At 71.5% G+C, this 14388-nt stretch carries 12 protein-coding genes; 5 read left to right on the top strand and 7 right to left on the bottom strand.

The annotated features are described in order from the left end of the window. Window positions 1-41: 41 nt before the first annotated feature. The 3 genes from ACVUH9_RS19555 to ACVUH9_RS19545 all read right to left on the bottom strand — a co-directional run bounded on the left by ACVUH9_RS19555 (window position 42) and on the right by ACVUH9_RS19545 (window position 3928). A complete protein-coding gene (locus ACVUH9_RS19555; protein ID WP_475759993.1) occupies window positions 42-1259 on the bottom strand; it encodes an acetyl-CoA C-acetyltransferase in 1218 nt (405 codons plus the stop codon). Window positions 1260-2194: 935 nt separating this feature from the next. Further along, window positions 2195-3406, bottom strand: a complete 1212-nt coding sequence (locus ACVUH9_RS19550) for an RNA polymerase sigma factor (protein ID WP_475760089.1) — start codon at window positions 3404-3406, stop codon at window positions 2195-2197. Window positions 3407-3517: 111 nt separating this feature from the next. Beyond that, window positions 3518-3928, bottom strand: a complete 411-nt coding sequence (locus ACVUH9_RS19545) for a YciI family protein (RefSeq protein ID WP_475759991.1) — start codon at window positions 3926-3928, stop codon at window positions 3518-3520. Window positions 3929-4115: 187 nt separating this feature from the next. Here ACVUH9_RS19545 and ACVUH9_RS19540 point away from each other — a divergent pair, with 187 nt between their 5' ends. The 3 genes from ACVUH9_RS19540 to ACVUH9_RS19530 all read left to right on the top strand — a co-directional run bounded on the left by ACVUH9_RS19540 (window position 4116) and on the right by ACVUH9_RS19530 (window position 6050). Next, window positions 4116-5036, top strand: coding sequence for an NAD(P)H-binding protein (locus ACVUH9_RS19540; RefSeq protein WP_475759989.1), 921 nt, complete (start codon window positions 4116-4118; stop codon window positions 5034-5036). 54 nt (window positions 5037-5090) lie between these two features. After that, window positions 5091-5537, top strand: coding sequence for an SRPBCC family protein (locus ACVUH9_RS19535; protein WP_475759988.1), 447 nt, complete (start codon window positions 5091-5093; stop codon window positions 5535-5537). A gap of 144 nt (window positions 5538-5681) precedes the next feature. After that, the gene (locus ACVUH9_RS19530) at window positions 5682-6050 is read left to right on the top strand and encodes a helix-turn-helix domain-containing protein (RefSeq protein ID WP_475759986.1); all 369 of its coding nucleotides are present in this window, start codon (window positions 5682-5684) and stop codon (window positions 6048-6050) included. A gap of 949 nt (window positions 6051-6999) precedes the next feature. Here ACVUH9_RS19530 and ACVUH9_RS19525 read toward each other — a convergent pair. Beyond that, the gene (locus tag ACVUH9_RS19525; protein ID WP_475759984.1) at window positions 7000-7989 is read right to left on the bottom strand and encodes a malate dehydrogenase; all 990 of its coding nucleotides are present in this window, start codon (window positions 7987-7989) and stop codon (window positions 7000-7002) included. A 152-nt stretch (window positions 7990-8141) separates the two neighbouring features. Here ACVUH9_RS19525 and ACVUH9_RS19520 point away from each other — a divergent pair, with 152 nt between their 5' ends. Together ACVUH9_RS19520 and ACVUH9_RS19515 are read left to right on the top strand one after the other, a co-directional pair. Further along, window positions 8142-8810, top strand: a complete 669-nt coding sequence (locus ACVUH9_RS19520; RefSeq protein ID WP_475759982.1) for a ComEA family DNA-binding protein — start codon at window positions 8142-8144, stop codon at window positions 8808-8810. 61 nt (window positions 8811-8871) lie between these two features. Then, a complete protein-coding gene (locus ACVUH9_RS19515) occupies window positions 8872-10047 on the top strand; it encodes a site-2 protease family protein (protein ID WP_475759981.1) in 1176 nt (391 codons plus the stop codon). Between the two features lie 117 nt (window positions 10048-10164). Here ACVUH9_RS19515 and ACVUH9_RS19510 read toward each other — a convergent pair whose 3' ends face one another. Genes ACVUH9_RS19510 through ACVUH9_RS19500 form a run of 3 tightly spaced genes read right to left on the bottom strand, consistent with a single transcriptional unit; the run spans window position 10165 to window position 13633 of the window. Further along, window positions 10165-10938, bottom strand: a complete 774-nt coding sequence (locus ACVUH9_RS19510) for a succinate dehydrogenase/fumarate reductase iron-sulfur subunit (RefSeq protein WP_475759979.1) — start codon at window positions 10936-10938, stop codon at window positions 10165-10167. Beyond that, on the bottom strand, window positions 10935-12857 hold the full coding sequence (locus tag ACVUH9_RS19505; RefSeq protein ID WP_475759978.1) for a fumarate reductase/succinate dehydrogenase flavoprotein subunit: 1923 nt from the start codon (window positions 12855-12857) through the stop codon (window positions 10935-10937). The genes ACVUH9_RS19510 and ACVUH9_RS19505 overlap by 4 nt, the downstream gene beginning before the upstream one ends. After that, window positions 12857-13633: a succinate dehydrogenase cytochrome b subunit gene (locus tag ACVUH9_RS19500; protein WP_475759976.1), complete on the bottom strand. Its 777-nt coding sequence runs from the start codon at window positions 13631-13633 to the stop codon at window positions 12857-12859. Before ACVUH9_RS19500 ends, ACVUH9_RS19505 begins: the two co-directional genes overlap by 1 nt. Window positions 13634-14388: the final 755 nt, after the last annotated feature.

The following is a 14388-nucleotide window of genomic DNA, read 5'->3' as shown; positions in this document are numbered from 1 at the left end:
GTTCTCTTGCTCTTCGAAGTCGTCTGAGTCGGACCGGAGCGCTAGACGCGCTCGACGATCGTGGCGATGCCCATGCCGCCACCGATGCAGAGGGTGCAGAGGCCGTAGCGCTTGTTGCGACGCTCGAGCTCGTCGATGATCGTGCCGAGGATCATGCCGCCGGTCGCGCCGAGCGGGTGACCCATCGCGATCGCGCCGCCGTTGACGTTGGTGATCTCCGGATCGATGTCGAGATCGCGGATCAGGCGCAGGGCGACGGCGGCGAACGCCTCGTTGATCTCGACCAGGTCGAGGTCGGAGGCCTTCAGGCCGGCCTTCTCCAGCGCCTTCTTCGACGCCGGCGCGGGGCCGGTCAGCATGATCGTCGGATCGGCCCCGGAGACGGCGGTCGCGAGGATCCGGGCACGCGGCTTGAGGCCGTTGCGCTCACCGGCCTTCTCGCTGCCGATCGCGACCAGCGACGCGCCGTCGACGATGCCGGAGGAGTTGCCCGGCGTGTGGACGTGGTCGATCTTCTCGATCCAGTGGTACTTCTGGAGCGCGACGGCGTCGAAGCCGCCCATGTCGCCCATCATCGCGAACGACGGCTTGAGGCCACCGAGGGTCTCGACGGTCGTGCCGCGGCGGATGAACTCGTCACGGTCGAGGACGACCTGGTCGTTGAGGTCCTTGACCGCGACGACGGAGTTCTTGAAGTAGCCCGCGTCCTCGGCGGCCGCGGCGCGACGCTGCGACTCGGCGGCGAAGGCGTCGACGTCCTCGCGCGTGAAGTCCTCGATCGTCGCGATCAGGTCGGCGCCGATGCCCTGCGGGACGAACGAGGTGTTGTAGTTCGTCTCCGGGTCCATCGCCCAGGCGCCGCCGTCGGAGCCCATCGGCACGCGCGACATCGACTCGACGCCGCCGGCGAGGACGAGGTCCTCCCAGCCGGACGCGACCTTCTGGGCGGCGATGTTGACGGCCTCGAGCCCGGAGGCGCAGAAGCGGTTGAGCTGGACGCCCGCAACGGTGTCCGGCAGGCCGGCCTTGATCGCCGCGGTCTTGGCGATGTCGGCGCCCTGGTCACCGACCGGGGAGACGCAGCCGAGGACGACGTCGTCGATCGTGTTGGGGTCGAGCTGGCCGTGGCGGCCGAGCGTCTCGTGGATCAGGCCGACGACGAGGTCGACGGGCTTGGTGCCGTGCAACGACCCGTTGCTCTTGCCCTTGCCGCGAGGCGTGCGGATCGCGTCGAAGACCAGCGCTTCTGTGGTGCCCATGGTGGAACTCCTGTGCTCGATGCTGCCCCACGGTGCCCGAGAGGGACGCCCGTAGCCCGCGGCGGGGTCGCGGCCGTCGGCAGGGTGCCGACGGTGGCGGAGCGAATGTTAGCTGGCTGGCCAGCCGAGGGACAGCGCAACGAGCACGATGCGACCGAGCGTAGGAAAGCAGACCCTAGCCGCACCTCGGCACCTCAGGTGCTCACGGAGCCTCAGGTGCTCGCGGAAGCAGGAAGACTGCGGCGGTTGCGTCTGAGGTGGTCGTGGACCAAGCAGGTCGGGCCGGATGATGCGAGAGCTGGCCGTCAGGCCTGCCGAGCGTCAGCCGGCCCGAGATGCGAAGCGTCCACGGCCGCCTCAGACCAACCGCCTAGGCGGCGTAGCGTCGCGCCTGCTCTTCAGCCGTAGGGAACGCGAAGGGCGTCCCCGTGACACGCTCCGGCCGGAACGAGATCGCCATCTGGCGCGGGGGCTGCAGGCCCTCCTCGCGGTCTGGCCGGTACGTCGCACACGGATCGTCGCGGTCCAGGGCACAGAGCATGTGCTGCCGGAAGAAGCAGCCGCCGCAGGTCGGGGCGACGGCAGCGGTTCGGGGACGGGAGCGAGCGTGTGGGGCAGGAGTCACGTACGAGAGATCCGGGACGGTGGTGTTGCAGGGGAAGCCGCGGACGCCCGAAACGGGAGTCCGTGGGTAGCAATGCGAGGCGCCTCCGGTCCTGGAGTCAGGACCGACGAAACGCCGAGGAGTGCGGCGCCGCGACGCGGGGTCACGGCATGTGGCCATAGAACCACAACCGAGGGGTGCCCGTGAAGCTTGTTCCCGCTACTTGGTCACTTTTCGTTCACACGGCAACGCAGGAACTCCGCAAATCGCGCAGAAGTCGCACGGTTGCCTGCAGCCCTTGCCAGAAGCCCCGTTCTGCGCCTCGACGGCCTCAGCTCCAGCGTCGCTCATGGCCGGCGGCTCGCGCCCGGGCGGCCCGACGGACCAGGTGGTCGCGCTCGGCGACGTCCGTGGCCCGCCGGGCGGCGTCCGCGTACGCCGCGGCGGCGGCAGGCAGGTCCCCGCCGAGCTCGTGCAGGTGGCCGCGGACGGCGTGCCACCGGTGCCGCTCGCCGAGCACCTCGCGCAGCCGGTCGGTCTCGCGCAACCCGGCGGCGGCGCCGAGCACGTGGCCGACCGCCACGGCGCGGCCGAGCACCGCGGCCGGGTCCTCCCGCACCGGGTCGTCGGCGAGGGCGACGAGGTCGTCGTACCAGGCCAGGATCTGCGGCCAGTCGGTCTCCTCGGCGTGTGCCGCGTCGTCGTGCAGAGCCGCGATCGCCGCTTCGACCTGGTAGCGGCCGGGCCGCCGCTGCTCGGTCTGCATCGCCAGCGCCGACTGCAGGACGCGCACGCCCTCGGCGATCTCGCGCGTGTCCCAGCAGCGGCGATCCTGCCGGTCGAGCGTGACGATCCGGCCCTCGCCGTCGAAGCGCGCCGCCCGCCGGGCGTGGTTGAGGAGCATCAGCGCGAGCAGCCCGCGCGCCTCCGGCTCCTCGGTGGCGAGGGTGAGCTGGCGGGCGAGCCGGATCGCCTCGGCGGCCAGGTCCACCCGGCCAGCGTGGCCGGCCGCGTAGATCAGGTAGAGCACGCGCAGCACGACGGCGAGGTCGCCGGGCTGGTCCAGTCGGCGGGCGGGCGGGCCGGCAAGCGTGCGCTTGGCGCGGCTGATCCGCTGCGCCATCGTCGCCTCCGGCACGTAGAACGCGTCGGCGATCTCGCGGGTGGTGAGACCGCCGACGGCGCGCAGGGTCAGCGCCACCTGGGAGGCGGGCGCGAGGTCGGGGTGGCAGCAGCAGAAGAGCAGGAAGAGGCTGTCGTCGCCCTCCTCGACGGAGACCGGCCCGCCCGCCCCGCCCGGCCCACCGGCCCCGTCCGCCCGCGGCTCGGCGTACGTCACCTCCTCGCGACGCTGACGCGCGGCCTCGCTGCGGCGAGCGTCGATGAGCCGCCGGGTCGCGACCGTCGTCAGCCACGCGCGCGGGTCACGGGGCGGGTGCTCGGGCCAGACCCGCAGGGCCTCGAGCAGGGCCTCCTGCAGCGCGTCCTCGGCGGCGTCGAAGTCCTCGCCCCGCCGGACCAGGCCCGCGAGCACTCGCGGGATGAGGTCCCGCTCGAACCCGCGCAGCGCGGGCTCGGGCGGGGGCGCGGGGTCGGGCGAGGGGTCGGGCGGGCGCCAAGCCCCCCGCCCTGTCGACTCGTCGACCACGCCGGGTCAGTCGCCCGTGGGCGCCCCGGACATGATCTCCCGGACGTCGATCCACTCGTACAGGGGCGCTCCGCCCGGGCCGGGCTCGGAGGAGGCGTAGGCCGCGACCTCGAGCGCGCGCTCGTGCGACTCGACGTCGATCATGAACCAGCCCGCCACGAGATCGCTGGTCTCGGGCAGCGGACCATCGGTCGTGACCGGCGCGGCGTCCGGGCCGCCGTAGCGGACCCAGGTGCGGGCCGGCGTCAGCGCTTCCGCGCCGACGTACTCGCCGTTCTCCTTGAGCAGCTCGATCACGTGCCCCTGGAAGGCGATGTGCGCCTCCACGTCCTCGGGGGCCCACTGGTCCATCGGCGGGAAGGGGTGGTGCGGCTCCGGGCCGCCGCGGTAGTGCTTGAGGAGCAGGAACTTCGGCATGGTGATCTCCTGGGGTCGTGTGGGCCGCGCCCGTCGTGGCCCTTCACCTGGTGAGCGGAGCCGGTCGGAGCTTCTCGACATCGAACCACGCATCGAGCTCCGCGACACCGGCACCGAGCCCGCCGAACGCCTCGACGTCGCACGCTCGATCGTGTCGTACGCGCGGACTCCGTCATCATCCGCGGAGATGCAGATCCTCGTCACCGGGGCCTCGGGCTTCGCCGGGTCAACGCTCGTGCCGCCGCTGCTCGAGGACGGCCACGCGGTGCGCGCGTTCGCGCGCGATCCCGCTCGCGTCCGACACGACGTGCCGATCGTCCGCGGCGACATGACCACCGGCGCGGGGCTCGACGAGGCCCTCGCTGGCGTCGACGTCGCCTACTACCTGGTGCACTCGATGGAGCCCGCTCCCGCCGGCGACTCGTTCGAGGCCCGCGAACAGCGCTCGGCCGAGCGGTTCGCGGCGGCGGCCACCGCAGCCGGGGTCCGCCGGATCGTCTACCTCGGCGTGATGGTCGATCCCGAGCGAGCGCCGTCCCCGCACCTGCGCAGCCGACTCGCGGTCGAGCAGACCCTGCTCTCCGCCGCCCCGGAGGCGATCGCCCTGCGCGCGTCGATCGCGATCGGCCCCGAGTCGCGGTCGTTCCGGTTCCTCGTCCGGCTGGTCGAGCGTCTGCCGGTCCTGGCCCTGCCCCCGTGGCGGCGCTTCCGCACGCAGCCGATCGACCAGCGTGACCTGGCCGCCGCCCTGCGCTCCGCGGCAACCACCGACGTCTCTGCGCACCCGCGACTGTCCCTCGACGTCGCCGGCCCGGACGTCCTCAGCTACGGCGAGATCCTCGAACGGATCCGCGACCTGATGATGCTGCCGCGCCCCTCGATCCACCTGCCGCTCAGCTCGACCCCGATCTTCGGGCGCGTCGCCTCGGTCCTCGCCGGCGAGGAGGCCGAGTTGGTCCTGCCCCTCATGGGCGGACTCACCGGCGACCTGCTGGCCCGCGACGACCGCTGGACGACGCTGCTCCACGTTCGCCCCCACGGCTTCGACCGTGCGGTCGATCACGCGCTGTTGGAGTGGGAGCGCAGCGAGCCGCTGCGCGCCCGCTGATCTGGTGCGACTGTGCGAACCGCCGTTCCTGACACCCCAAGGTAGGGTGTTGCTATGAGCGCCGTCGCGGCCAGCGTCGACCTACCCGCCTCCCCGGACGAGGTGTGGACGGTCGTCATGGATCCCTATCAGCTCGAGCGCTGGGTCACGATCCATCGTCACCTGATGTCCGCCGATGACGGCCCACCCCGCGTAGGGTTCAAGATGCGTCAGCAATACTCGATCCGCGGCGCCCCAGTACCGGTTTCCTGGGTCCTCGACGCCCTCGATCCCCCGTACTCCGCTCGCTGGACAGGGCGCGGCCCCGCCCGCGCCAAAGCCCTGATCGAGTACCGGCTGGAGGCGATCGACGGCGGTACGCGCTTTCAATACACCAACGAGTTCCAAGCCCCGATGGGGCCGCTGGGGCGCGTGGCTTCGAAGGCGTTGATGGGTGGAGTTCCCGACCGCGAGGCGCACGCATCTCTCGAGCGACTGAAAGACCTGTTCGTCTCTCAGTAGCCGTGCGGACAGGGGTAGCGTTTCACCCCGATGGTTCCCGGGTTTGTGTTAGGGTGCGCTCGTCGTAGGTACAGGTACCGGTAAGCCGTGCTCGATCATGGCTTCACCGGGCCGATCCCCCAAATCGCAACCCGAAGGCACCACGTGTCAGACTTCCTCACCGAAAAGCGCGACGAGATCCAGACCCGTCTGGACGAGCTCGCCCCGCTGATCGCCGAGCACGATCGTCTGCGCCGCGCGCTCGACGCCCTCGACGGCGTCGACCGCTCCTCGACCCGCAGCAACGCCACGCCCGGCCGCTCCGGCCGCAGCGCTGGTCGCCCGCGCGGCAGCGGTGAGCGCTCCCGCCAGGCTCTCGCCCTCCTCCGTCAGGAGCCGGGTCTCGGCGCCGCCGAGGTCGCCCGCCGGATCGGCGTGCACCCCAACTACGCGTACCGGATCCTCCCCGGCCTCGAGGAGCAGGGCCTGGTCGAGAAGCGTGACCGCGCCTGGTACCCGAAGGACGCGGCCTGAGCCAGCGTCCTCGGTGAGTGGATGGCCCGTGTCCCGTCCCGGGCCGCCACTCCTCGCAGCACCCCCCCGCAGTACGACGAAGGGCCGGCGAGTCGCCGGCCCTTCGTCGTTCTCCCCCGCGTACCCCGGGGCCAGGTACCCCCGGACCAACCGAACACACGGCGTTCGGTTGGTCCGCCGTTGCGCCCGACCGAGGTAGTCGTAGACCCACCATTCGCGGGACGGGGTTCCTCCTGGCAGGGGGTCGATCGCATCGCTGATGCGTGCGGCTGCATGCCCCCAGGAAGAACGGGCGGTCGACGGAACGAGCCCGCTGCGCTCCGGCGTCCTGCTGAGAGGCGCCGCCCACGCCCGGCGCACGGGCGGGCGGGCGGGGAAACGAGCTGGGGTCGTTTCGCGTCGATCACGCGAGGCGGGGTCATCTTGCCCCGCATAGCGACGCAAGATGATCCCACGTCCGCAAACCGACGCGAAACGACTCCACGACGGCCTCGTTCGACGCCAACCGGGGTCCGCCGTAACCGAGACCGCCGCGGTTGCGTCTGAGGTGGTCGTAGGCCGAGCAGGTCGGCTCGCGTGGGCCCGAGAGCTGGCCGCTAGGCCTGCCGAGGCCCACGCGAACCGAGATGCGACGGCATACGGCCGCCTCAGACCAACTGCCGCGGTTGCGTCTGAGGTGGTCGTGGACCAAGCAGGTCGGGAGACCGGCCCGCCCGCCCCGAGAGCTGGCCGCCAGGCCTGCCGAGGCCCACGCGGGCCGAGATGCGACGGCATAAGGCCGCCTCAGACGTGACCGCCTCAGACCAACCGCCGCGGTTGCGTCTGAGGTGGTCGTGGACCAAGCAGGTCGTGAGACCGGCCCGCCCACCCCGAGAGCTGGACGCCAGTCCTGCCGAGCGCCAACCGGCCCGAGATGCGCCGCGTCCACGGCCACCTCAGGCGTGACCGCCTAGATGAGGCCGAGGCCCCGAACCGCGTCGCGCTCCTCGCTGAGCTCGGCGACCGAGGCGTCGATCCGCTCGCGGGAGAACTCGTCGATCGAGAGACCCTGGACGATCTCGTACTTGCCGTCCTTGCAGACCACGGGGAACGAGGAGATCAGGCCCTCGGGGACGCCGTAGGAGCCGTCCGACGGGATCGCCATCGAGGTCCAGTCGCCCTCGGGCGTGCCGTTGACCCAGGTGTGGATGTGGTCGATCGCCGCGTTGGCCGCGGAGGCGGCCGACGAGGCACCGCGTGCCTCGATGATCGCCGCGCCGCGCTTGGCGACGGTCGGGATGAAGCTGTCGCGGAGCCAGACGTCGTCGTCGACGGCACCGGCCGCGATCTCGCCGTTGACCTCGGCGTGGAAGAGGTCCGGGTACTGGGTCGCCGAGTGGTTGCCCCAGATCGTCATCTTCTTGATCTCGGTGACCGGCACCTGGAGCTTGTTGGCCAGCTGCGAGATCGCGCGGTTGTGGTCGAGGCGGGTCATCGCCGTGAACCGCTCGGCCGGAACGTCCGGCGCGTGGGCCTGGGCGATCAGGGCGTTGGTGTTGGCGGGGTTGCCCACGACCAGCACGCGGATGTCGTCCGCGGCACCGGCGTTGATCGCCTCGCCCTGCGGCTTGAAGATCCCGCCGTTGGCCTCCAGCAGATCGCCCCGCTCCATGCCCTTGGCGCGCGGACGGGCGCCGACCAGCAGTGCGACGTTGGCCCCGTCGAACGCCAGCTTGGCGTCGTCGGTGACCTCGATCCCGCGCAGCAGCGGGAAGGCGCAGTCGTCCAGCTCCATCGCGGTGCCCTCGGCGGCCTTGACCGCGGGGGTGATCTCGAGCAGGCGGAGCTTCACCGGCACGTCGGGACCGAGCAGGTGGCCACTGGCGATGCGGAACAGCAACGCGTAGCCGATCTGGCCGGCGGCGCCGGTGACGGTGACGTTGACGGGCGACTGGGTCATCGAGTTCTCCTGCTGGCGTACGGGAGCGAAGTGGTGCAGTCGGAGCCGAGGCGCCGCCGGGTCAGCTTCGCTGGTGCGACGCCGATGCTATCCCTCGGACGTTCGCTCGGCCGCCTGCCACCGCGACCGGCCGGGACTCGTACGATGCGAGCATGCCGTCCCCGGCCTGGCCACCCCCCGCAGCCCCCACCAGCGTGCCCCCGGTCCCCACCGCGTGGATGTGGCTGAGCGTGGTCCCGATGGGGTTCTGCGTGTGGGTCCCGATGGCCGCGGGCATTCGCGCGCGTCACCGGTGGTGGACCATCATCGGCGCCGCCCTCTCGCTGATCTGGTTCGTCGGCTTCGTGCTCGCGGCGACCTTCCCCGAGGAGAGCGTCGTGTCCGACATCGGGGTCGGCCTGGTCCTCGCCGGCTGGCTGCCGGCGATCGCGTTCCCGTTCGCCTGCCGCGACAGCTACCGGATCCGGGTCGCCGCGCTCCGCGAGACGGAGTCCTCCTCGACCACGATCGACATCCGCCAGCTCCACCGGGAGCAGGCCCGGCGGCAGGCGCTGGCCGATCCGGCCGCGGCGATCCAGCGCGGCGTCGGTCGGCCGGACCTGCCCGGGGCATCCCACGGGCACCTCGTCGACGTCAACCACGCGCCGATCGCGATCCTCCGCACGCTGCCCGGGATCGATGCCGAGACCGCCGAGCGGATCGTCGCCACCCGTGAGGGCGTCGGCCTCTTCTCCTCGATCGAGGATCTCGCCTTCGTGCTCGACCTGCCGGCCGGCGCGGCGGACCGACTGCGGACGCTCACGATCGCGCTTTCCGCCTGAACGGCAGCCTGGGGCGTCCCTGTCCCGCCCGTGCGGGTGACCTGCGACGATAGGAAGCAGCATGCCCTCACCGCGCTCCGTGAAGCTCGCGCACGTCTTTGGCATCAGGATCGGGGCCAACCCGGGCTGGTTCATCGCGTTGCTCCTCATGATCGGGCTGCTCGGCGGCCGGTTCCAGGACGCGCTCCCGAGCGCGACCTCGACCACCGCCTACGCCGTCGCGGTGGCCGCCACGTTCCTCTTCTTCGTCTCGCTGGTTGCGCACGAGCTCGGGCACGCGCTCGCCGCCCGCCGCTTCGGGATCCAGACCGAGGGCATCGACCTCTGGCTGCTCGGCGGCGTGGCCCGCCTCAGCCGGGACTCCCGGACCCCGCGCGAGGAGTTCGTCGTCGCGGCCGCGGGGCCGCTCGTCACGCTGATCATCTGCCTGATCGGCGCCGCCACCGGCGTCCTGATGAGCAGTTGGAGCGAGTTCGTCGACGCGGTCAAGCTGTCGTCGCTCGACACCACCGCACCGGTCGCGCTGGTCGCCTGGCTGACGCTGATCAACGGCGTCCTGTTCGTCTTCAACATGGTCCCGGCGTTCCCGCTCGACGGCGGCCGCCTCGCCCGGGCGATCGCCTGGCGCGTGACCGGCAACCGCCGCAGCGCGACCGTCGCCGCCGGTCAGCTCGGTCGCGGGTTCGCGATCCTGCTCGCCGCCGCCGGCGTCTTCCTGCTGCTGCAGGGCGGCACCTTCAACGGGATCTGGTTCCTGATCCTCGCCTGGTTCATCGCGGGGGCCGCCCGGGCCGCCGTCGTCACCAGCGAGATCAGCGAGCAGCTCCACGAGGTCATCGCCAGCGAGATCATGGATCAGCAGCCCGCCTGGTTGCCCGCCGACGTGACCGTGCTCGACGCCGAGCACGAGACGTTCGCGCCGTTCGGCGTGCCGTGGGCGGCGATGCTCGACGAGCACGGCCGCTACCTCGGCATCGTGACCGCCGAGCGGGTCCGCACCGAGCTCGCCTCCGGCCGTCCCGAGATCCGTGCCCGCGAGCTCCTGGAGTCCGGCGAGCCCCCGCGGGTGTCGCCCGACGCCGCGCTCGACGACCTCCTGGCCAGCGAGCCCCTGCGCCGCCTGGGCGCGCTGCCGGTGATCGACGAGAGCGGCGTGATGCGCGGCCTCGTCACCTTCGCCCAGGTCCGCGACGCCCTGGCCAAGGCGCTCCCGGGCACGCCGGGCGCCCCGGCATAGACCGGACGGCCCGGCCTAGGCCGGGCTCGCCGACCCGCTCCGATCCCGCCCCGCCGGGCCGGCGCCACCGGCGCCGACCCGGGGACGGGTGCCGACCCGCAGGCCGGCGACGTCTCGCTACTGCGCGACCATCTTGGGCGCGTGCGGGTCCTTGCGCTTGCGCAGCGCGTTGCGGTACTCGCGGTTGAGCATCCCGATCACGTCGATCGCGATGTCCTGCGGGCAGACCCGCGCGCACTCGCCGAAGTTGGTGCAGCCGCCGAAGCCCTCGGCGTCCATCGCCTCGACCATCCCCAGCGTCCGCTCGCCGCGCTCCGGCTGCCCCTGGGGCAGGAGGTTGAGGTGGGTGACCTTGGCCCCGGTGAAGAGCATCGCCGCCCCGTTCGGGCAGGCCGCCACGCAGGCACCGCAGCCGATGCAGATCGCGGCGTCCATCGCCTCGTTCTGGACCTCGGGGTTGACCGGCATCGCGTTCGGCTCGGGCTGCGGGCCGGTCGTGACCGAGACGAACCCACCGCCCTGGATGATCCGGTCGAGCGACGAGCGGTCGGTGGCGAGGTCGCGGACGACCGGGAACGCGTTGTTGCGGAACGGCTCGACGTAGAGCGTCGCGCCGTCCTCGAAGTCGCGCATGTACGTCTGACAGGTCGTGACCCGGTTGGGGCCGTGCGGCGTGCCGTTGATGACCAGCGAGCACATCCCGCAGATCCCCTCGCGACAGTCGCTGTCGAAGGCGAACGAGCGGTCCCCGTTGGAGATCAGGTCCTCGTTGAGCGTGTCCAGCATCTCGAGGAACGAAGCCCCGGGGTCGATGTCGGTCACGTGCTGCGTCTCGAACCGGCCGGGCTGGTCCCGGGTGTCCTGACGCCAGATCTCGAGTCGGAAGTTCACTTGTAGCTCCTCGTCGCGAGCTGGACCTCGTTGAACGTCAACTGCTCGTCGTGCGGGGTGAAGCTGCCGTTGTCGATGCCGTCCTCGGGGTACTGCCAGGCGGTCACGACGGCGAAGTCGTCGTCGTCGCGGAGCGCCTCGCCGTCCTCGGTCTCGTGCTCGCCGCGGAAGTGTCCGCCGCACGATTCCTCGCGCCGCAGCGCGTCCTCGCAGATCAGCTCGGACAGCTCGATGAAGTCGGCCAGCCGGCCCGCGTACTCGAGGCTCGGGTTGAACTCGTCGAGCGTGCCGTCGACGCGCAGGTCGGTCCAGAAGCTGCGCCGGATCTCCTGGATCTCGGCGATCGCCTCGATCAGGCCCTCGCGGGTCCGGAGCATCCCGCACTTGTCGAGCATCACGTTGCCGAGCTCGCGGTGGATCGCCTGGGGCGCCTTGGTGCCCTGGATCGACATCAGCCGGTCGAGCTGAGCGCGAACGTCCTGCTCGGCCTCGCTGAACGCCTCGTGCTGCTCGTCGACGACCGTCCGGCGCGGCCGCGAGGCCATGTAGTGCATGACCGTGTGCGGGGCGATGAAGTAGCCGTCCGCCAGCGCCTGCATCAGCGCGCTGGCGCCGAGTCGGTTGGCGCCGTGGTCGGAGAAGTTCGCCTCACCGATCGCGAACAGCCCGGGGACCGTCGTCTGCAGTTCGTAGTCGACCCAGAGCCCGCCCATCGTGTAATGCGGCGCCGGGTAGATCATCATCGGCGTGACGAACGGATCGTCGCCGGTGATCCGCTGGTACATCTCGAACAGGTTCTGGTACTTGCCGCGGATCGCGTCCTCGCCCTGCGCCGCGATCTCGTCGCGGAAGTCGAGGTAGACGCCGCGCTTGGTGCCGCCGACGCCGAGCCCCTGGTCGCAGGCGACCTTGGCCGCCCGCGAGGCGATGTCGCGCGGGGCGAGGTTGCCGAAGGCCGGGTAGCGCTCCTCGAGGAAGTAGTAGCGCTCCTCCTCCGGGATCTCGGCCGGGGGACGCTGCTCGTCCGGATCGCGGGGGACCCAGATCCGCCCGTCGTTGCGCAGCGACTCGCTCATCAGCGTGAGCTTCGACTGGTACTCGCCGGTCTGCGGGATGCAGGTCGGGTGGATCTGCGTGTAACAGGGGTTCGCGAAGAAGGCGCCCTTCTTCGTCGCCTTCCACGCGGCCGTGACGTTGCTGCCCATCGCGTTGGTCGACAGGTAGAAGGCGTTCGAGTAGCCGCCCGAGGCAAGCACCACGACGTCGGCGGCGTGCCGCTCGATCTCGCCGGTGATCAGGTTGCGGGCGATGATGCCGCGGGCCTCGCCGTCGACGATCACCACGTCGAGCATCTCGTGGCGGTTGTAGACCGTGACCCCGCCCTCGGCGACCTGGTGCTGGAGGGCGCTGTAGGCGCCGAGCATCAGCTGCTGGCCGGTCTGCCCACGGGAGTAGAACGTCCGCTGGACGAGCACGCCGCCGAACGAGCGGGTCGCCAGCTGGCCACCGTACTCGCGGTTGAAGGGCACGCCCTGGGCGACGGCCTGGTCGATGATGTTCTGCGACACGTCCGCGAGCCGCCAGACGTTCGCCTCACGCGAGCGGAAGTCGCCGCCCTTGATCGTGTCGACGAACAGGCGGCGGGTGGCGTCGCCCTCGTTGGCGTAGTCCTTGGCCGCGTTGATGCCGCCCTGCGCGGCGATCGAGTGCGCCCGCCGCGGGGTGTCCTGGAAGCAGAAGCTCTTGACCTTGAAGCCCTGGGCGGCGATGCTCGCCGCCGCCGCCGAGCCGGCGAGGCCGGTCCCGACGACGATCACCGTGTGCTTCGGCCGGTTGCGCGGGCCGACCAGCTTGTGGGCGTCCAGCCAGGCGCGCCACTTGCCCTCGATCGGGCCCTCGGGAATCCGTGCGTCGAGCATCAGCGGGTGACCTCCGTGGTGACGAGTGCGGCGGTGGGGCCGCTCGGCGGGGCGTCCAGCACGCCGGTCCAGAACGCCAGCGGCACGACCGCGAAGCCGACGGCGACGACGACCGCGATCCCCGTCGCGACCAGCCGCAGGGGCCGGTTGCGGGACGGGCGGTCGAGCCCGAGCGTCTGCAGCGCGCTCCAGACCCCGTGGCGCAGGTGGAAGGCGAGCGCCGCGACCGCGAGCACGTAGAACAGCACGAAGTACCAGCGCTGGAACGCCTCGTAGAGGTTCGCGTAGATGGCGCCCTGCTGCAGCGGCGTGACGTCGATCGTCAGCGTCGTGAACTGCAGGATGTGGAAGATGATGAAGACGAGCAGCAGCGGGCCGCTGAGCATCATCGTCCGCGCGGCCAGCGAGCGGCCGACGCGCTTGGCCGGGTGACCGGCGGGTCGCGCCGAGCGGTTCCGGGCCCGCAGCTGGAAGACGCCGGTGATGTGCACCAGCAGCGCGCCGAGCAGCAGCAGGCGGACCGCCCAGAGCGCGAACTCGTGGGGCAGCAGCGGCTCACCGAAGCTGCGCAGCGCCTCGCCGTAGCGGTCGATCTGCGCCTCGCCTCCGGTCCCCGAGTCGGCCCCGGAGAGCGCGGCCAGGTTGCCGACCATGTGCAGGATCACGTAGCCGACGAGCAGCGCGCCGGTGACCGCGACCACCACCTTCTTGCCGATGGTCGAGTCCCACGCCTCCCCCAACCACGAGCGTCTGCGTTCTGAATCTCGGGTCGCCACGGCCGGGTGATCTTACGACCTCTCCTCGATTGAGGATCTGCTCCCGGCCGTGGCTATGTGCGCTCTGTCACATAAAGCCCCGGTGAAGCACAGCTGAGCGAGCCGTGCCGGGCGACGACTGACCGTATTAGGGCTCCCATTGCCGGGAGCGACGAGCCGACCGTCCGTTCGGGCCCGTCGCGGCGATCGCCGGCGGCCACGGCCAACACGAGCCGGGACCTCCGACGTCCGCCGCGGCGGGGGCCGGGCCGAACCCGCCAAGAGCGCGACAACCACCCACCACACCATGACCACCATGAGCACCGCCCACGCCCCGCCACGCCTTTATCTTGCGAGCACCCCTTCACCTCGGCAGCGCCGACAACGACAGCCCCAACAATCAACCGCCAACCACGAACCACCTTGGACCGCAACGACACGAAACCCACGACGGCCGACCACATGTTTTCCCGCACACCCGTGCCGCCACCCACCGCACGCCGCCCCTGCCCGCCGCCGGGACGAGCGGCTGGGCTCGCAGGCAGACCGGACCGCAACCCCGCGGCCGGCCGCCGCCTACCGGCCGTCGGAGGACAGCTCACGGTTCCCGCGCGTGTAGGGCATCGACCGCTGCGCCCCGGCTCCGCGTCCATCCGACGCCGGGACCGCGCGGATGCCGGCGCCCGGAGCGCCCACCGCGATCCCGCCGCGCCACGCCTGCCCATCACCCGTGGGAAGGGGTCCAGAACCGGCGGAAATGAGCGGCGGCGCTTCCG

Source organism: Patulibacter ginsengiterrae (assembly GCF_056269115.1).
The sequence above is the reverse complement of the archived record's forward strand: the minus strand, read 5'-3'. Positions and strand labels throughout refer to the sequence as shown.